We start from the raw sequence: 18,632 nt of genomic DNA on the forward strand, positions 1-18,632 counted from the left end.
TTGCGAGCCGCGCATGTCTGCCTTTCTGCTGCGTTACCGCGTTGCCCTGATCGTCCTGCTGATTATGCTCGGCCTGCTGGCGAGCATCTGGCTGGCCGGGCGTTATGCCGAGCAGCGTGCCTGGCAGGAGCGCAGTGTGGAGGCGCGTGGGCAGTTGCAGCTGTATGCGCAGTCGATTCATACCCTGGTTGAACGCTTCCGTTCGGTGCCCGAGGTGCTGGCGCTGGACAGCGATATCAAGTCGCTGCTGCGTGCGCCGACGGACAGCCTGTTGCGCAGCAAGCTCAATGAGCGGTTGGAGCAGCTCAATACTGCTGCCGGCTCCAACGTGCTGTACCTGCTCAACGATCAAGGCGAAACCCTGGTGGCCAGTAACTGGCGCGACTGGAGCAGTTTTGTCGGCAACAACTACGCCTTCCGCCCGTATTTTCAGGATGCCGTGCGCCAGTCCTCCGGGCGCTATTTTGCCGTGGGCGTGACCACCGGCATCCCTGGTTATTTCCTCTCCCATGCGGTGCGCGACGACAACGGCGCGGTGCTCGGCGTGCTGGTGGTCAAGCTGGAGCTGGAAGAGCTGCAGCGCGAGTGGGCAAGCCAGCCCGGCGTGCTGCTGGTGGCGGACAGCTACTCGGTGGTGATCCTCAGCAATCGCCCGGCCTGGCGTTTTCTTGCCCTCGACAGTTTGAGCGAGCAGGCCCGCGCCGAGCTGGTGGAGGTGCGCAAATACGCCGAACAGGCGCTACAACCGCTGGCCAGCACGCTGCGCCGGCAGATCGACAGCGATAGCCAGTGGCGCCGTGTCGATGGCCCGGATGGCCCGCGTGACTACCTCTGGCAACGCCAGGCCCTGGGCGATGAAGGCTGGACCCTGCACCTGCTGCACGAGCCAAAAACCCTGGTCGACAGCGTGCGCAGCTATCGCCTGGCCGCCGCCGGGGTGTGGATGACCCTGGCCTTTCTGCTGCTCTACCTGGCCCAGCGGCGTAAGACTCAGCGTCTGCAGGCCGGCATTCGTGAACGCCTGGAGCGTGAAGTGGCGCTGCGCACCGCCGAGTTGCGCGAGGCTCAGGAAGGCCTGGTGCACGCGGCGAAGATGGCGGCGCTGGGGCAGATGTCGGCGGCCATGGCCCATGAAATCAATCAGCCGCTGACTGCCATGCAAATGCAGTTGGGCAGCTTGCGCCTGTTGCTCGATAGCGGTCGCCAGGACGATGTCCGCGAGGGGCTGCAGCGCATTGATGGCCTGCTGCAACGCATCGCCGGGCTCACTGGCCACCTGAAAACCTTTGCCCGCAAAAGCCCGGCAGGCCTGAGCGAGCGTCTGCGTTTGAGCGATGTGCTGGAGCAGGCGCTGCAATTGCTGGCGCCGCGTCTGCGCAGCGAACAGGTGCAGCTGCACAGTGAGATCGACACCGAGGCGCGGGTGCTGGGCGATGCGATTCGCCTGGAGCAGGTGTTGCTTAACCTGCTGAACAACGCCCTGGATGCCATGGCCTCCAGCGAGTCGCGGCAGTTGCAGATCCGCATCGAGCGCCAGGCCGAACAGTGCCTGCTGAGCATCGCCGACAGCGGTGGCGGAATCGCCAGCGAGGCGCTGGGTCATGTGTTCGAGCCGTTCTTTACCACCAAGCCGGTGGGTGCCGGGCTGGGCCTCGGCTTGGCGGTGTCCTACGGTATCGTCCGCGAACTGGGCGGCAGCCTGGAGGCGGCCAATGGCGAGCAGGGTGCGGTGTTTACCCTGCGCCTGCCGGCAGCGCCGAATGCGTAGTGCGGGTTATTTCCCGGATTTTATCCGGGCTACACTGCCGCCGATTGATCAGGAGGTGATATGACCGGGCACGTAATAGTCGTCGACGATGAAGCAGCCATCCGCGAGGCGGTGCAGCAGTGGCTGGAGCTGTCCGGCTTTCGCGTGCACAGCTGCGCCACGGCGCAGGCCGCGCTGGCGCTGGTCGACCGTGATTACCCCGGCATCATCATCAGCGATGTGCGCATGCCTGGCATCGATGGCCTGCAACTGCTCGACAGCGTGCTGGAACGCGACCGCGACCTGCCGGTGATTCTGATCACTGGGCATGGCGATGTGCCGATGGCGGTGCAGGCGCTGCGCCAGGGCGCCTATGACTTTATCGAAAAGCCCTTTACCCCCGAACGCCTGCTCGACAGCGTGCGCCGCGCCTTGGACAAGCGCCGGCTGGTCTGTGAGAACCGCCAGCTGCGTCAGCAGTTCGCCCTCAAGGACCATATCGAGGCGCAGCTGCTTGGCGTATCAAAGCCGATGGAAACCCTGCGCCGGCAGATCCTTGAACTGGCCGGCACTTCGGTAAACATTCTCCTGCGCGGCGACACCGGCAGCGGCAAGGAGCGTGTTGCCCGCTGCCTGCATGATTTCAGCAACCGCGCCGGCAAGCCGTTTGTCGCGCTGAACTGCGCGGCGATTCCCGAGCACCTGTTCGAGAGCGAGCTGTTCGGCCATGAAAGCGGCGCCTTTACCGGCGCCCAGGGCAAGCGCATCGGCCGCATCGAGCATGCAGACGGCGGCACGCTGTTTCTCGATGAGGTGGAAAGCCTGCCGCTGGCCCAGCAGGTCAAATTGCTGCGTGTGCTGCAGGAGAAAACCCTCGAACGCCTGGGCTCCAACCGCAGCATTCAGGTCGACCTGCGGGTGATCAGCGCGGTCAAGCCGGACCTGCTCGATGAGGTCAAGGCCGGGCGTTTCCGTGAAGACCTCTACTACCGGCTGAATGTCGCCACCCTGCGTATTCCGCCACTGCGTGAACGCCGTGAGGACATTCCGCTGCTGTTCGAACACTTCGCCAACCAGGCCGCGCAACGCCATGGCCGCGAGACGCCGAGCCTGCCACCCAGCGAGCTGACCCGGCTGCTCGGGCATGACTGGCCGGGCAACGTGCGCGAGCTGATCAACGCCGCCGAACGCCATGCCCTGGGCTTGAGTGGTGGGGTGGAGAGTGGCGATGGTCTGTCGCAGCAATCGCTGGCCGAGCAGATGGAGGCTTTCGAGGCGCAATGCCTGCACCGCGCCTTGCAGCACTGCCAGGGCAATATCGCCGAGGTGATGGCGCTGCTGCAGCTGCCACGTCGCACCCTTAACGAGAAGATGCAGCGCCACGGCCTGCAACGCAGCAGCTATCGGCCGGCCGGCAGCAGCGACGAGGATTAAAGTCGTAGCCCGGATGCAATCCGGGACGCCTATGGCCGCCATCAATGCCCCGGATTGCATCCGGGCTACAACAGCTGTGTAGGGTGGATCGGGGCGCGTAGCTGACGCTGTTTTCATCCACCATGGCAGTTGGTGGATGGGTGAAGCGTCATCCACCCTACGCTCAACGCTCGTAGCCCGAATAAGCCTTGGCGCAATCCGGGTCGCGGCCCCGGATTGCGCTGCGCTTATACGGGCTACGGTGCCGGCCTCGGCGGAATTTCGCTTATCCCGGTTTTTGCACTGGCGGATTTCCGCTTGTTACGGTGGGTAGGATGGCCGTATAGCTCAACACAAAGGCTCTAGCACGGGCTTTTCTTTCGCTGGCACGGCATCTGCTATAGCTCTTGTCAGCCAGGCACTCGATTGCCTCGCCATCGATAAGAAAGACAAGAGGTGAATCCCATGCACTGCCCCGCAGCATCTGCGCGCTCGTCGCGTCCGGCATCAACCGCCCATCTCTTGTGCGCTCGGCTCAGGCCGCGCGTGAGCCTCTGCTCCTTTTCGCCATTGCGTTAGTCCCGGCGCTGCACCGCCGCCTGGGTGGCGCGCAGCGTCTACAGTGAAAACCTCTGCATAAAGCCATAACAACGACGGAGATTCTTCCATGCGAATGACCAAACGTTTCAGCCTGTTTGCTGCTGCCGCAGCCTTTACCGCAAGCACCGCGGTACTCGCCGCTCCGACCTTTATTAACGTGCTGACCGGGGGCACCAGCGGGGTGTACTACCCAATCGGCGTGGGCCTGTCGCAGCTGTACAGCAACGGCATCGAGGGCGCGAAGACCTCGGTGCAGGCCACCAAGGCCTCGGTGGAAAACCTCAACCTGCTCGAAGCCGGTCGCGGCGAGCTGGCTTTCGCCCTTGGTGACTCGGTTGCCGATGCCTGGAATGGCGTGGAAGACGCCGGCTTCAAGGCCCCGCTGAAAAAACTGCGGGCGATTGCCGGCACCTATCCGAACTACATCCAGATCGTTGCCAGCAAGGAATCCGGCATCACTACCCTGGCCGACCTGAAAGGCAAGCGCATCTCCGTTGGCGCGCCGAAATCCGGCACCGAGCTGAACGCCCGCGCGATCTTCAAGGCTGCCGGCCTGAGCTATGAAGACATGGGCAAGGTCGAGTTTCTGCCCTACGCCGAGTCGGTTGAGCTGATCAAGAACCGTCAGCTGGATGCCACCCTGCAGTCCTCGGGCCTGGGTATGGCGGCGATTCGCGACCTGGCCGCAACCCTGCCGATCACCTTCGTGGCCATCCCGGCCGACGTTACCGCGAAGATCGACAACGCCGCCTACCAGGCTGCCTCGATTCCAGCCGGCACCTACGACGGTCAGGACAGCGATGTCGCGACCGTGGCCATCAACAACATCCTGGTCAGCCACGAAGGCGTGTCCGATGAAGTGGCCTACCAGATGACCAAGCTGATGTTCGACAACCTCGAGCGCCTGGGCAACGCCCACTCGGCGGCCAAGGACATCAAGCTGGAAGGCGCCGCCAAGGATCTGCCGATCCCGCTGCATCCGGGTGCCGAGCGCTTCTACAAAGAAGCCGGCGCACTGTAAGGCTGCTGAAGGTTTGGCTGGGTAGCATGGGTGGAGCATCGCGATACCTGCGCGGTCCGACCCATGCTGCACGGTTTGAGTTCGTAGGATGGGTCGGGCCGCGTAGGTGATAACCCATCAAGCGATGATGGGTTATCACCCATCCTACGGGCCAGCATCAACCGACATAGAGCTACGAATAAAACCGGCGTGCATGCACGGCAGGTTTTGTTGGCGACTCTTGTGCTATCGACGTTGTAACGAGGGTGTGACCTTCATGAGTGAGCAAAACCAAGGCCTCGCCGGCAGTCCCAGTGATTGGCCAAAAGCGCTGTTTTATGTCGCGCTGCTGTTCTCCATCTTCCAGATCATCACCGCGGCCTTCCATCCGGTATCCAGCCAAATTCTGCGTGCCGTGCATGTGGGCTTTCTGCTGCTGGTGGTGTTTCTCTGTTTTCCCGCCCGTGGCAAGGAGCAGCCATGGCAGCCGCTGGCCTGGCTACTGGGCCTGGCCGGCATGGCCACGGCGTTTTACCAGTGGTATTTCGAAGCCGATCTGATTCAGCGCTCCGGTGATCTGACCCAGAGCGATATGGTCGTCGGTCTGCTGCTGATCGTCCTGGTGTTCGAGGCTGCGCGGCGGGTGATGGGCATTGCCCTGCCGTTGATCTGCGCGCTGTTTCTGGTCTACGGCTTGTTCGGCCAGTACCTGCCGGGCGACCTGATGCACCGTGGCTACGCCATCGACCAGATCGTCAACCAGCTGGCCTTCGGCACCGAGGGCCTGTACGGCACGCCGACCTACGTATCGGCCACCTATATCTTCCTGTTTATCCTGTTCGGCGCGTTCCTCGAACAGGCCGGGATGATCAAGCTGTTCACCGATTTCGCCATGGGCCTGTTCGGCCACAAGCTCGGCGGCCCGGCCAAGGTTTCCGTAGTGTCGTCGGCGCTGATGGGCACCATCACCGGTTCGGGTGTGGCCAACGTGGTCACCACCGGCCAGTTCACCATCCCGTTGATGAAGCGTTTCGGCTACAAGCCGGCGTTTGCTGGCGGCGTGGAAGCGACCTCGTCGATGGGCAGCCAGATCATGCCGCCGATCATGGGCGCGGTGGCCTTTATCATGGCCGAAACGATCAACGTGCCGTTCTTCGAGGTGGCCAAGGCCGCGTTGATCCCGGCGCTGCTGTACTTCGGCTCGGTGTTCTGGATGGTCCATCTGGAAGCCAAGCGCGCCAACCTGCGCGGCCTGCCGAAAGACCAGTGCCCGAATCCCTGGGCGGCGGTGAAGCAGCGTTGGTACCTGCTGATTCCGCTGTTCATCCTGATCTACCTGCTGTTCTCCGGGCGCACGCCGCTGTTCTCCGGGATGGTTGGTCTGGCCCTGACGGCCATCGTGATTCTTGGCTCGGCGATCATCCTGCGGGTGTCGTCCAAGGTCATGCGCTTTGCCTTCTGGATTGCCCTGGGCGTGCTCTGCGCCGGCTTCTTCCAGCTCGGCATCGGTGTGGTGTTCGGTGTGGTCGCGCTGCTGGTGGCGGTGTGCTGGTTTATCAAAGGTGGCCGCGACACGTTGCGGATCTGCCTGCACGCACTGGTGGAAGGTGCACGGCATGCCGTGCCGGTGGGCATCGCCTGCGCCCTGGTCGGGGTGATTATCGGCGTGGTCTCGCTGACCGGGGTGGCGTCGACCTTCGCCGGCTATATCCTCGCCATCGGCCAGGACAACCTGTTCCTTTCGCTGATCCTTACCATGCTCACCTGCCTGGTGCTGGGCATGGGCATTCCGACCATTCCCAACTACATCATCACCAGCTCGATTGCCGCGCCGGCGTTGCTGGAGCTGGGCGTGCCGCTGATCGTGTCACATATGTTCGTGTTCTATTTCGGCATCATGGCCGACCTTACGCCGCCGGTGGCGCTGGCCTGTTTCGCAGCCGCACCGATTGCCAAGGAAAGCGGCCTGAAGATCAGCCTGTGGGCCATTCGTATCGCCGTGGCCGGGTTTATCGTGCCCTTTATGGCGGTGTACGAACCGGCGCTGATGCTGCAGGGCGATAGCCTGCTGGCCACGCTGTATGTGGTGGCCAAGGCGGCGTTGGCGATTGGTATCTGGGGCGCAATCTTTACCGGCTATCTGCAGGCCAAGATGCCTTGGTGGGAGCGCGCGCTGGGCTTTGCCGCCGGTGCCAGCCTGATTCTGGCTACGCCCATGAGTGACGAGATCGGCTTCGCCCTGGCGGCGCTGTTTATCGCCCAGCACTTTTGGCGTGCCCATCGTGCTCAGGTGGCCACTGCATGATTGGTCTGTGCCTGGGTTTGGCCGGTGCGGTGTGGGCAGAAGTGCCCACACCCAGCTTTACCCTGGCCTGGACACACACCATCGAGAAGATTCGTTGGGAAGAGGATTACCGCGTCACGCCTGAGGGGTTGCTCCTCGGCGAGGCGCGGGTCAAGGGTTCCGGGGCCGGTATGGAGATTCCAGACGGCGCCGAACTGCGCGAGGGCAGCTGGCATTACCAGCGTCAGCTACCACCCTTGCAACCACTGCGTTTGGGGCGAACCCCCGAGGCAGGGGATTACCAACTGTGTTTCAACCAGCGTTGCCACTTGATGAGTGAATGGCTCGGCCCGCCACAAGCGACCCAGCCGGCGTTGGAACTCTGGAGCTGTGAGCAAAGCTCCCCGGCCGCCTCGGCGGCAGGCCAGGACGACGGCTAAGGCTGCGTCTGCTCCCGGGCCACAAGCCTTGGTTGTTGTAGAGGAGAACCCCCATTTGGCGTAGCCGGTGGGGGTTTTGTTCATGTGTAGGTTGGTGTTGAGCGCAGCGAAGCCCAACATGGGTGGCTGGACGTGTTGGGCTTCGTCGCTGCGCTCCTCTGGCTACGCGCCCCGCCCCAACCTACCTTGCTAACAGGATTGCCGAACCCATCGCGGGTCATTAGCCTGCGTTTTTTCATGGGCTAGATGGCCTTAACAGAGCGGCGGAAGACGGCATGAGCGAGCAGGGCGGCACCATCACCTATTACCTGGATATGCAGCACCCCGAGCAGATCCGCGCCAAGCCGCTGCCGGCCGACCTGAGTGTGGTGGAATGCCAGCTCAAGCAGTTTCAGCTCAACCGCTTTCTCTACCAGCTGGTCGGCGAGCCCTGGCAGTGGACCGACAAACTCAGCTGGACCGACGCGCAGTGGCGCGAGCTGATCGAACAGGCCAATCACCGCACCTGGGTGGCCTATCACCAGGGCGCCATCGCCGGCTATTACGAGCTGCTGCGCGATGCCGACGGCGCGGTGGAGATTCTCTATTTCGGCCTGGCCGAGGCCTTCTTCGGTCAGGGTTTTGGCGGCCCATTGCTCACTCACGCCCTGCAATCCGCCTGGGCCTGGCCAGGCACCACCAAGGTCTGGGTGCATACCTGCAGCCTGGATCACCCCAGCGCATTGGCCAACTACCAGGCGCGTGGCCTGCGTATCTATCAAGAGGAAGTCACCCCGTAGAGGGGGGGCTGACCCGTCAGCCAATTGATGGGTTAGCACCTGGACGCCTCCACTGCTGCTACGACGAACCTATGTAGCCCGGATAAGCCTTGGCGCAATCCGGGATCGCGGTGCCCCGGATTACGCTGCGCTTATCCGGGCTACATTCCGGCCTTCGAAGGCCGGGTGGGCTTAACCGCGCGGCAGCGGCAGATGCTCTGTCGCATGCTCCGGCGCGGCATAACCCATCAGGCGCACGGGCGGGTGCAGCGGTCTACGCTTGCAGGGTCGCCCACTTATTTCAGGAGCCGCTTATGCGCCGCGTTCTTAGCAAACCTCTGTTGCTCAGCCTCTGCCTGCTGCCCGCCCTGGCCAGCGCGGTGGATATCCAGCCCGGCCTCTGGGAAATCAGCTCGAACAATATGCAGGTCGGCGGCCAGGCAGTGCCGGGTATGGAGCAAATGCTCGAACAGATGAAAAACCTGCCGCCCGAACAACGCCAGATGATGGAGCAGATGCTGGCCCAGCAAGGCGTGCAATTGGGCGACAAGGGCGTGCGCATCTGCATGAGCGAGGCACAGATCAAGGCTCAGCAGATCCCCATGCAAGACCCCGAATCCGGCTGCAGCAATGAAGTCACCGAACGCAGCGCCGAGTTGTGGAAATTCCGCTTCAGCTGCCCCAACGGCGAGGGCGAAGGCGAGACGCGCTTTGTCAGCGACAAGGAGTTCATGTCAACGGTCAACGGCATCTTCGATGGCCAGAGCAGCAGCATGCAAAGCCATGCGCGCTGGGTGGCAGCGGATTGCGGCAGCTTGCAGCCGCAATAAGCATCCGAGGTCACTGCCCGTTCAGCGGATCACTGATGCCGTGGCGTTCCTTTAGCGTTTGCACCAGCTCGGCCTGGCTGGTGAGGAAGGCGTCGAACTGTTCGATCACTTCGGGGTGGTTGATGCTCGAAAGGAAGTAGTGGTCATCCTGATAGGGCAGTTTGGGGTCGAAGACCAGGCCGCTTTCCGCGTTGTTGTAGAGCTGGTGGCGCACCACTTGCGGGTTGAGGTAAACGCCGTCGACCCGGTCGTTCATGGCCATGGCCAGCAGCGAGTCGATCTGGTTGGCCTGGATCAGCAGAATCTTGCCGGCCTCGATCTCATCCAGATACGGCCAGGGGGTAAAGCCGCGCTGGGTGCCGAGGCGCAGTAGGCGCTGTTTGCCCTTGCCGAGAAACTCGGGCTTGACCAGCACACCATCGATGGCCGGCGCGGCCGCCTGGCTGAAATGCACCTTGTAGCCTTGTTTCAGGTCGGCGTTCCAGCGCGGGTTGTCCGGGTATTTGAAATCCACCCGGCCGCTGAGAAAGTCGCTGAGCAGGCGCCGCACCGGCAGCGGCTGGTAGATAAATTCATGGCCCTGGTGCGCCGCAAAGGCGTCGAGCAGGTCGCGGCCGTAGCCCAGGTATTGGCCATCCTGCACGTTGGAGTAAGGCAAGTAGGGCTGCAGCTCGACCCCAACCTTGAAGGTCTCGGCCTGTGTCAGCGAGGCCAGGGTAAAAGGCAGGCAGGCCAGCAGTGTCAGCAATGCTCTCATCAGCGACATCTCGAACAGCGACCCCGAGCAGGCCATAGGCCAACCATAGCTAATCGCCTCGCCCTGCGGGAGGTAAGTGCCGAGAAAAACTGACCAGGCAGAGCAAATAACCACCCCGCAACGGGCTGCAATGGCCGCCAATACTGGCTTTGCGCCTGCACGCATGGGCTATGGCTGTTACCCTGTACCCCGCAGCTGCCGGTTGGGCGGCTGTACGAGTAGGGCAATCCCGTCCTCGTGCGCGTAATGCGTGCCACACGCCAAAGGAGCATTCCATATGGAAAAAGACCCTTCGTCTGACACGACCCCGCAACCAGAAGCGGCAATTCTGGACGGCATCCCCGCCCCCTCGGGCGAGGCTAATCTGATCGACACCGACTACGTCATCGGTCAGGACAACATCAAAGGGCAGTTCTCCTTCGCCCTCGACATCCACGGCAAAGTTTTCAGCATTTCGGCACTGACCATCGTGCTGTTTGTGGTGCTGACCCTGGCCCTGCAAAACCATGTAGAGCCGTTGTTCAGCGCCATGCGCGGCTGGCTCACCCATCACCTGGCCTGGTTCTTCCTCGGTTCGGCCAACATCTTCGTACTGCTCTGCTTCGGCCTGATCGTCTCGCCGCTGGGCAAGGTGCGCCTTGGCGGTATGGATGCCACGGCGGACTACAGCTACGTTGGCTGGTTCTCCATGCTGTTCGCCGCCGGTATGGGCATCGGCCTGATGTTCTACGGCGTGGCTGAACCGATGTCGCACTTCTCGGCGGCCATGGGCGGGGTCAGCGTCGGTGAAGACGGCATACGCACCGACTGGGCACCCCTGGCCGGCGCTGCCGGTGATGCTGAAGCCGCTGCGCGCTTGGGCATGGCTGCGACCATCTTCCACTGGGGCCTGCACCCCTGGGCGATCTACGCCATCGTCGCCCTGGCGCTGGCGCTGTTCTCCTTCAATAAGGGCCTGCCGCTGTCGATCCGCTCGATCTTCTACCCGATTCTCGGTGAGCGCGTATGGGGCTGGCCGGGGCATATCATCGACATCCTCGCGGTGTTCGCCACCCTGTTCGGCCTGGCCACCTCCCTGGGCCTGGGTGCGGAACAGGCAGCCGCTGGCCTGGACAAACTGTTCGGCATCGCCGCCACGGACGCGAGCAAGGTGCTGCTGATTATCGGCATCACCGCCATCGCCCTGGTGTCGGTGCTGGCGGGGTTGGACAAGGGCGTCAAACGCCTGTCCGAGCTGAACATGGGCCTGGCCATTCTGTTGCTGCTGTTCGTGATCATCGCCGGGCCGACCCTGGCCATCCTCACTGGCTTCTTCGACAACCTCGGCGCATACCTGCAACACCTGCCGGCGCTGGCCAACCCGGTCGGCCGTGAAGACGCCAACTTCAGCCAAGGCTGGACGGCCTTCTACTGGGCCTGGTGGATCAGCTGGTCGCCGTTCGTGGGCATGTTTATCGCCCGCGTCAGCCGTGGCCGCACCGTGCGCGAATTTCTGATTGCCGTGCTGCTGGTGCCGTCGCTGGTGTCGGTGCTGTGGATGACCGCTTTCGGTGGCACCGGCATCAGTCAGCTGGTCGGCGATGGCTTTACCGGCGTGCAGGACGCGGCGCTGGAGCTGAAGCTGTTTGCCATGCTGGCGGAATTGCCGTTGGCGGAGATCAGTTCGTTTATCGGCATCGTGCTGGTGATCGTGTTCTTCGTCACCTCGTCGGACTCCGGCTCATTGGTGATCGACACCATCACTGCCGGCGGCAAGGTCAACGCGCCCGTGCCGCAGCGGGTGTTCTGGGTGATTATCGAGGGCATCATCGCCATCGCCCTGCTGCTCGGTGGCGGCCTGGTGGCCTTGCAGGCCATGGCGGTGTCGACCGGCTTGCCGTTTACCATCGTGTTGTTGGTGGGTTGTATTTCGATCGTCAAAGGCTTGATGAGCGAACCGCGCTGACCGCTGTTGGTAGGTAGTACAAGAGCGCGCCTTTGGGCGCGCTTTTTTATGCCCGGGGTTTGGGTGGGCTGGCGCCTGTAGGAGCGGGCTTGCCCGCGATGCTTTGTTTTTCACGCCTCTCCCGTGAAGCGGGAGAGGGGCTGGGGGAGAGGGCGCTTTTGCTGTTCGGCACATCTGTGGGAGGGGCTTTAGCCGCGACGCTTTGCCATCGGTGTTCGGCATTACACCGCGTGCGCTGATGGCTCGTGTTGCGCCCCCTCGGGCGCCTCACTTTTCTTTGCTCGTGCAAAGAAAAGTAAGCAAAAGAAACACGCCCCGGCATCCGGCCCTGCCTGCGGCAGGGTACGTTCACGCCATCATTGCTCCAGAGGCCCGCTGCGAAGGGCCATCCCTGGCCCATCGCAGCTCTCGCGGCATCCATGCCGCTCAACCCCTTCCGCAATGATTCTGTTCACCCTCCTGACGGGGGATTTGGTGCGCGTCTGCACGTTTGGAGTTAATAAACTGGAAAACTAAAAGCGAACGGCAAAAGTCGCGCTCGCTCTCATATTTAGTTTGTTATGCGCCATATACGCGAAGCAATTCAGTCACAAGAATACCGTTGATCACCATGCCATCTAGATTTGCGTCAGTGATTGCGACGTTGCTTAAGTCGACATTATGGAATTTTGCTCCGGTTAACGAAACGTCGGAGAACGACGAGCCGGCAAGGTTAACGTCAGTGAAGTTAGCAAGTGTCAGGTTGACGTCTTTAAAGCTCGCCTCGGCTAATGAGACGTCTTCAAATTTCGATGAATTTATAGTCACTATTAGCTCTCCATGCTGTTTGCTTAACGTTTGGTTAAGGGGCGGCTTTAGCCGGTCCCAGTGAGCACATTGTTATATTTCACTCCGCCCAGACCTGTAGGTTACCGCTTCGCCACAACTCACCGTCCCAGGAAATTACATCGTCAAGATCTTTGCACATCGTGTGTTGTCTGTGGCGTGGCGAGCCATCTTTCTTGAACCATTTATTAACCAACGTAATTGGTTTTGGTGCGTATACCTTTTTTCTGTTGTTAAGAGTTGGCTTCCAGAAATAAATTATTATTGATTCTGCAATTTCTAGAAAGTGTCGTGAGGCTTCTGCAGGGTATTGTATGGTGCCCAACCAAAATTCTTGGTCTCTGTTAATTTCGTGCACTTTATGGTGGGTTTTAAGTCTTCCAATGAAGCTTCCTTCAGTGATGCCGCAATACTGAATAGAGGGTTCTCTTTCGTATTTTAGCTTTCCTGTTGCGAGATAAAGGCCATTTTTCCATTCTGAGTTTTCTTTAATATCGGTGTAGCTGTAAGGCCCGCGCCAATCAACTATTACGGTTGTATGAGATAGCACGATTTACTCCTGTGATATACAACGCCTTGCTAAACGGTAAAATAGTTGACCAAAATTAGCGAGGAGCCAGCAAAAGCCAACTGTGTTTGTCCGCTTTGAGCGACTTGTTAACTATCAATTAAATTGAGGAATACCTAACTCTTTTAGCATTGTATTTAAACGTTCGTTTTCCAATATTTCCTTTATCACTTGACTTGAGCGAACTTCACGTATAATACACTTCGCCCCATAATTTATTTCTACCTTACCTTGACTAGTCAATCTAGAGTCAAAAGTTAGGAATGCAGGCACCCCTGCGGGAAGTAAAAAAGAATACTTTTCAGCCAACATGGAAGTTATTTTTTCCTTGTAACTTTCTGAGCAATTTGAGCCAAAAATAACCCCTTCTATAGCATCGGGGGCATGATGGAAAATCTGAGTTTTAGTGCTCTTAGGCATTCCGGATGCAATAGAAACTCTAATAGAGCCAAAACTTTCACTTAGCAAAAGGCGCATCTCTTTTTCATGCGACCAAAATGAGCTTTTGTTTAACAGGTTCTGCTCGATAATATTAACCCTTGAGTTTAAGTCTAATATATCAACCAATTTATCTTTGTCTTGATAATTAACATCCGCAAATTTAAAATTTTGAGAGTCACTTATATAAATATTATTACGAAGGTTGATTGAACCATCGCTTAATCCTCTATAGATTAAAACACACCCTCTAAATCCTCCACCATAATGAGCCCACATCTGGGGCTCCAAAGGATTTTTAGAAAATGAACAACTGTAGTATCGTTTATCCCAACCGCGAGCGAGTTTTTCTTTTAGAAATTGTACGCATGCCGCGCTTGCAGCCTCAGGCTTTTTAAACATGGCATTACATTGAGGTGTTAAATATTTTTCAAATATCTGTGCTAAAGAAGCACTTTGATTATCTAGCACAGAGCTAATGCTAGAGCTATCATCTACCACCACCCCCTCGAACTCGTCATTCAATTCTCGAGTTAGGTTGTCATTATCTATATCAACAATTTTAGATAGGCACCATGTATCAAAAGGCGCATTACTTTTTAAGATGCTCTTCCACGCCTCCTTATTGTTACCAAAATATGGTTTTATCACTAGATCATGTGGGTCATTCAGCTGTTCATTTGATGCAAAAAATATTTCATCATATCTAAGTGATTTTTCGAAGTAAAAATCTGGTCTGTAGTATTTATATAATCGCATAGATTTATTTATTGAAACCAAATAAAGTTAACGTTTGGATAAGGGGCGTGCTTTAGCCTGTAACAGTGAACGAAGCGAACCATTTGAACAAATTGCTATGCGGCGGCCAACAGCTTTTTCTTGATTAACAGAATTTTCTCTGGATCAGATTGGCTGCCGGCGACTACATGATAGGTTGGCGAGCCTGTATTTGCATACAGCCTAATTTCTACGACTAGTAGCATAGGGTTTGTGTTTTCTGTATACATAGTGGTTAGTCTATAACCATTTTCTGCTTCTGGCTCTCCATCCTTACTTCCTACTATATAAGAGACATTTTTCTTGGCTCCAGTAATATATTGAAGTGCGATTGGATGGAAGTCCTCTAAGTCCAGCGAAGTTAAAAGCTGGCAATATCCAATTTTTGTCAGTAGGCGACCAAACTCGTACGGCACATTCCTAAATTTTATTGGGGGATAATGCCCATAGTTGTGGAAGTACATATTTCTCCTTTCTTCATCATCAATGACAACCAGTTGCCACGCTGTAGACATGTCATTTTCTTCATGAAGGCCTTGAAGTAAGCCACACAACCCCATTTTGTAGAAAACAAAGCCGGCTGGATATTCCGAAGCAGGGATGCGCATCATTGAGTTTCGGCTTCCAGTGCCTAATTCTATATGGCTTTTACGCTGTTTTTTTCTACGAGTCGGCGCATTGAAGCTAGTTCTAGCATCTCCCCAAAGATCTCTTGCTACTTTTTGTTCAAATTTTTTCGTCATGTCTTCACAAATCGCGCAACTGGCGTTGCGTAAAACATGCAACCCTCCAAGAGAGTAAGGGATTATATGTTCGTCTTTTAACTGGCTATCACTTGACCTGCAGTAAATACATACGCCCTTCGATGGATAGTATTTTGGGCCGCGCGACATTTATTTAACCTTCATGTGATGCCTGTGTTAACGACAATGCTTAAGGGGTTCGTCCGAATGTTTCCGCACAACTATTATTTATGCCGCAGGTATGTCGCTATATATTTCGCATAAACTTCCTGGTCGTCGGCTAAGGCCATGCCTGCCTTGCAGGTGTTCGCAGCAACGCGACAGCACCTAGAGGAAAGCACGACATGGTGGACGGTAAATACGAGCTACTGGCGAAATGCTGGCAGGCTTGAACCAGAAGCTAATTCATTCGAGACGAAACTGTCCATGGCGGAAATGCGGCCAGGCTTTGCCTTGGCTTTTCTTCCGCCAGCCACCGAAGCATCAGCCGCGCGCCAAATACCCGTCAGGAGGCCGAGTGGAGGTGTTGCGTAGGGGGGCGAGCCGCATGGATGCGGCGACGACTGCATGGATGCAGGAGGTAGAGCGAAGCAGGATGCCCGAGCCGAGAGGCGTAATGGGCCAGGGATGGCCCATGTACGCCGGCCCCCGGAGCAGCACCGGAGGGAGGGAAGTTGAGCGCAGCGAAACCCGGATGCAGGGGCGCATTCTCTTTGGTTACTTTCTCTTGTGCGCAGCAATAGCAACGAAGCGAAGCGTAGTAACAGCCGCAGGCTGGCCCGAAGGGTGAGCGCAGCGAATCAAGTGACGCGCCCGAGGGGGCGCAACCAGAAACATCAGCACACGCGATGTAATGTCGAACACCAGCAGAGATAACGCTTCAACTCCACAATTCCCCCACCGGCGTATCCCCCGAATACCGCGTCGCCACCTGCGCCTGCAGCAACTCAGCCGTTGCCAGCGCATCAGTCAATGCATGGTGCGCCTGGTACATCGGCAGGTTGTAACGCAGGCGACTGTCAGCCAAACGAATCGACACTGGCTGCCGCCCCAACAACCGCCCCACCCAGCCCGGCTGGCGCTTGGGATACAGGCGCGCTTCCAGCTGCATGGTGTCGATCACCGGGAACTGCAAACCCTCACCCAACTGCTGACGCAGCGCCTGGTCGAGAAAGCTGCGTTCGATGTTGCGGTAGTGCACCACCATCACCTTGCCGGCCATGGCGGTCAGCAGCTCGTCGAGGATCTGCCCCAGGCGCGGCGCATGGCGGATGTCCGAGTGGGTGATGTGGTGGAAGGTCACCGATTCGCCGCTCAACTCGCTGGCCGGCTTCACCACCCAGTAGCGCGCCGCGCCGCAGCGGATGCGTTGCAGGCTGAAGGGCAGCAGGCCGAGGCTGACGATGGCGTGTTGGCTGGCGTCCAGGCCAGTGGTTTCCACATCCAGGGCCAGCAGCGGTACCTGTTGCAGCGGGGTGTCGGCGGTTACGCAGCCGGCCTGATAGAAGGCTTGCAGGCGTGGGTCGCGGGCGTTGGCGGCGAGTTCGGTAAAGCGCGCGGCCCAGTCCAGTGCTGTGGCGGGTGTTGTCACAGGCTTTTGCCCGGTTGCGCGGGGTAGCGAAAGCGCAGGAATTTCTGCGCGTTGCTAATCACCTGAAAGGCTTCCTTGAGGTTGTGCCGATCACTGGCGGAGACTTTTTCCGGTTCGATGTAGTTGTTCGGCTGTGCGCCGTCGGCCGCTGCCATGGCCTGGTGGCGGGCGCGTACCAGGCTGAGAAATTCCAGGGCGTAGCGCAGCTGGCTTAGGGCTTCTGGCTGCAGCAGTTTGGTTTTGCCGATGGCGTCGAGGCGCTCCAGGGAGTTCTGCGCCTTGCTGCCGCAGGCCAGGGCGTGCACGCGGATCAGGTCGGTGAGTGGGGCGGTGCCACGGCCCTTGAGGTTGATGATGTTCTTCTGCTGGCCGTCGGTTTCCATCACAAAGGTGCGGAAGAAGCCCAGCGGCGGCGTGCGGTTGAGGGCGTTGCGCGCCAGGGCGGCGAGGAAGGCCGGGTTGCTGCTGGCCTTCTGCGCGAGCAGGTCCTTGAGGTTTTCCACCAGTTCGATCTCGCCATACACGCCGTCGAGGTCGAAGAAGATGCAGCTGTGCAGCAGGGTTTGCGGCTTGGGTTTGTCGATCCACTGGTTGAAGTAGCCGCGCCAGACGCTCAGCGGCTGCCGCCACTGGGCGTTGCTGGCCATGATGCCGCCCTTGCAGTAGCTGTAGCCGCAGGCGGCCAGGCCATCGCTGACAAACTGGGCGAGGGCGGCGAAGTAGGCGTCGTGCTGCGCTGGGTCGAAGCGGTCATCGAGCACTAGGGCGTTGTCCTGATCGGTGACCAGCAGCTGTTCGTCGCGGGCCATGGAGCCGGCGACCATAAAGCAGTAGGGCACTGGCGGCGGGCCGAGTTTCTGCTCGGCCAGTTCCAGCAGGCGCTGGGTAAAGGCGCGGCCGATGCCGGCCATGGCGCTGCCAACCATATGCGCGGTGGCGTGTTCGTTGACCATGCGCACAAAGGTCCCGCGCAGGTCCGCCAGCAGGCTCTGCAGGCCGGCGACATTCGGCTGGTTGAAGATCGAGTTGACCAGGTACAGGCTGCTTTGCGACTCGTAGCGGATGATGTCGCTCAGGCTGATCAGGCCGATGGGGCGGCGTCGCTGCATCACCGGCAAGTGGTGGATGTTGTGGCGCAGCATGCACAGCATGGCGTCGAACACGCTGTCATCGGCCTGCACGGTGAAGGGCTCGGGGGTCATTACCTGGCTGATCGGCGCGCTGCTTGCCAGCCCCACGGCGAGTACGCGGGTGCGCAGGTCGCGGTCGGTGAGGATGCCGACCATCGCCGCGCCGGGCGCATCGCCCTCGACAATCACCAAGGAGGACACGCTTTGCTCGGTCATCAACTGGGCGGCCTGTTGCACCGGTGTGTCCAGGCTGACGCAGACCGGCTGGCGCGAGATCAGTTTGCGCACCTTGAGCTGAACCAGTTCGCTGGCCTGGCCCTGGCTTTCCACCGCCGATTTCAGCCGCGACTGGCCTTCGGCTTCGACGAATTCGGCAAAGCCGTCGTGCTCTTCACACAGCTGGGCGAACAGCGTGGCGGGGATAAAGTAGATCAGACTGTCTTCAATCGCCCGCGCCGGGAAGCGCACTTTGTTGCTGCGCAGCAGGCCGGCCTGGCCGAAGATGTCGCCCTCGCTCAGGCGGTTGTACAGCTCGCCGCTGCGCCGGTAGATTTCCACCGCGCCGCTGCGCACATAGTGCAGCTCGTGAATCGCCGCGCCGTACAGGAGGATGTCCGTGCCGGCCTTGAAGTAGGCCACCTCGACCTGCCGGGCGATGGCGTCGAGGCTGTCGTCGGGCAGCGCATCGAAGGGCGGGAAGCGCTGCAGGTGGTCGCGGATCTCCAGTAACTCGATCTGCATGGGTGGCCTCGCAGTAACAGGCACTAGAGGATACGGCGATTGCCG

15 protein-coding genes are annotated in these 18,632 nt (G+C 59.2%); 8 read left to right on the forward strand and 7 right to left on the reverse strand.

Annotated elements, in window-relative coordinates; translation table 11 throughout:
• Positions 1–13 precede the first annotated feature (13 nt).
• The 7 genes from P3C18_RS01225 (at position 14) to P3C18_RS01255 (ending at position 9,072) form a co-directional block, all read left to right on the forward strand.
• On the forward strand, positions 14–1,768 hold the full coding sequence (locus P3C18_RS01225) for an ATP-binding protein (RefSeq protein WP_275960067.1): 1,755 nt from the start codon (positions 14–16) through the stop codon (positions 1,766–1,768).
• A gap of 60 nt (positions 1,769–1,828) precedes the next feature.
• On the forward strand, positions 1,829–3,181 hold the full coding sequence (locus P3C18_RS01230; RefSeq protein ID WP_275960068.1) for a sigma-54 dependent transcriptional regulator: 1,353 nt from the start codon (positions 1,829–1,831) through the stop codon (positions 3,179–3,181).
• Between the two features lie 646 nt (positions 3,182–3,827).
• Entirely contained in the window at positions 3,828–4,781 is a 954-nt protein-coding gene (locus tag P3C18_RS01235) for a TAXI family TRAP transporter solute-binding subunit (RefSeq protein ID WP_275960069.1), read from the forward strand.
• Positions 4,782–5,037: 256 nt separating this feature from the next.
• On the forward strand, positions 5,038–7,065 hold the full coding sequence (locus P3C18_RS01240) for a TRAP transporter permease (protein ID WP_275960070.1): 2,028 nt from the start codon (positions 5,038–5,040) through the stop codon (positions 7,063–7,065).
• Complete coding sequence (locus tag P3C18_RS01245; protein ID WP_275960071.1) at positions 7,062–7,484, forward strand: DUF1850 domain-containing protein; 423 nt, start codon at positions 7,062–7,064, stop codon at positions 7,482–7,484. Before P3C18_RS01240 ends, P3C18_RS01245 begins: the two co-directional genes overlap by 4 nt.
• A 275-nt stretch (positions 7,485–7,759) precedes the next feature.
• Entirely contained in the window at positions 7,760–8,263 is a 504-nt protein-coding gene (locus tag P3C18_RS01250; RefSeq protein WP_275960072.1) for a GNAT family N-acetyltransferase, read from the forward strand.
• A gap of 293 nt (positions 8,264–8,556) precedes the next feature.
• Entirely contained in the window at positions 8,557–9,072 is a 516-nt protein-coding gene (locus P3C18_RS01255; protein ID WP_275960073.1) for a DUF3617 domain-containing protein, read from the forward strand.
• Positions 9,073–9,082: 10 nt separating this feature from the next.
• Here the strand turns inward: P3C18_RS01255 and P3C18_RS01260 are convergent, their stop codons facing one another.
• On the reverse strand, positions 9,083–9,829 hold the full coding sequence (locus tag P3C18_RS01260) for a transporter substrate-binding domain-containing protein (protein ID WP_275960074.1): 747 nt from the start codon (positions 9,827–9,829) through the stop codon (positions 9,083–9,085).
• Positions 9,830–10,106: 277 nt separating this feature from the next.
• On the opposite strand from P3C18_RS01260, the gene P3C18_RS01265 reads away from it, so the two are divergent.
• Positions 10,107–11,774, forward strand: a complete 1,668-nt coding sequence (locus P3C18_RS01265; protein ID WP_275960075.1) for a BCCT family transporter — start codon at positions 10,107–10,109, stop codon at positions 11,772–11,774.
• Positions 11,775–12,332: 558 nt separating this feature from the next.
• Here P3C18_RS01265 and P3C18_RS01270 read toward each other — a convergent pair.
• From P3C18_RS01270 to P3C18_RS01295, 6 genes are all read right to left on the reverse strand, one after another.
• Positions 12,333–12,581 (reverse strand): pentapeptide repeat-containing protein, encoded by a 249-nt coding sequence (locus P3C18_RS01270; RefSeq protein WP_275960076.1) that lies wholly within the window; start codon positions 12,579–12,581, stop codon positions 12,333–12,335.
• Between the two features lie 79 nt (positions 12,582–12,660).
• Positions 12,661–13,149, reverse strand: a complete 489-nt coding sequence (locus tag P3C18_RS01275; RefSeq protein ID WP_275960077.1) for a hypothetical protein — start codon at positions 13,147–13,149, stop codon at positions 12,661–12,663.
• A gap of 114 nt (positions 13,150–13,263) precedes the next feature.
• Positions 13,264–14,364, reverse strand: a complete 1,101-nt coding sequence (locus P3C18_RS01280) for a DUF2971 domain-containing protein (RefSeq protein WP_275960079.1) — start codon at positions 14,362–14,364, stop codon at positions 13,264–13,266.
• Positions 14,365–14,459: 95 nt separating this feature from the next.
• Positions 14,460–15,275 (reverse strand): HNH endonuclease, encoded by an 816-nt coding sequence (locus P3C18_RS01285; RefSeq protein ID WP_275960080.1) that lies wholly within the window; start codon positions 15,273–15,275, stop codon positions 14,460–14,462.
• A gap of 730 nt (positions 15,276–16,005) precedes the next feature.
• Positions 16,006–16,716, reverse strand: coding sequence for a 3'-5' exonuclease (locus P3C18_RS01290; RefSeq protein ID WP_275960081.1), 711 nt, complete (start codon positions 16,714–16,716; stop codon positions 16,006–16,008).
• Positions 16,713–18,587: a DUF294 nucleotidyltransferase-like domain-containing protein gene (locus P3C18_RS01295; RefSeq protein WP_275960082.1), complete on the reverse strand. Its 1,875-nt coding sequence runs from the start codon at positions 18,585–18,587 to the stop codon at positions 16,713–16,715. The genes P3C18_RS01290 and P3C18_RS01295 overlap by 4 nt, the downstream gene beginning before the upstream one ends.
• Between the last annotated feature and the right edge of the window lie 45 nt (positions 18,588–18,632).

Source organism: Pseudomonas sp. 1928-m (assembly GCF_029269135.1).
In the GTDB taxonomy this organism is placed as follows: Bacteria; Pseudomonadota; Gammaproteobacteria; order Pseudomonadales; family Pseudomonadaceae; genus Aquipseudomonas.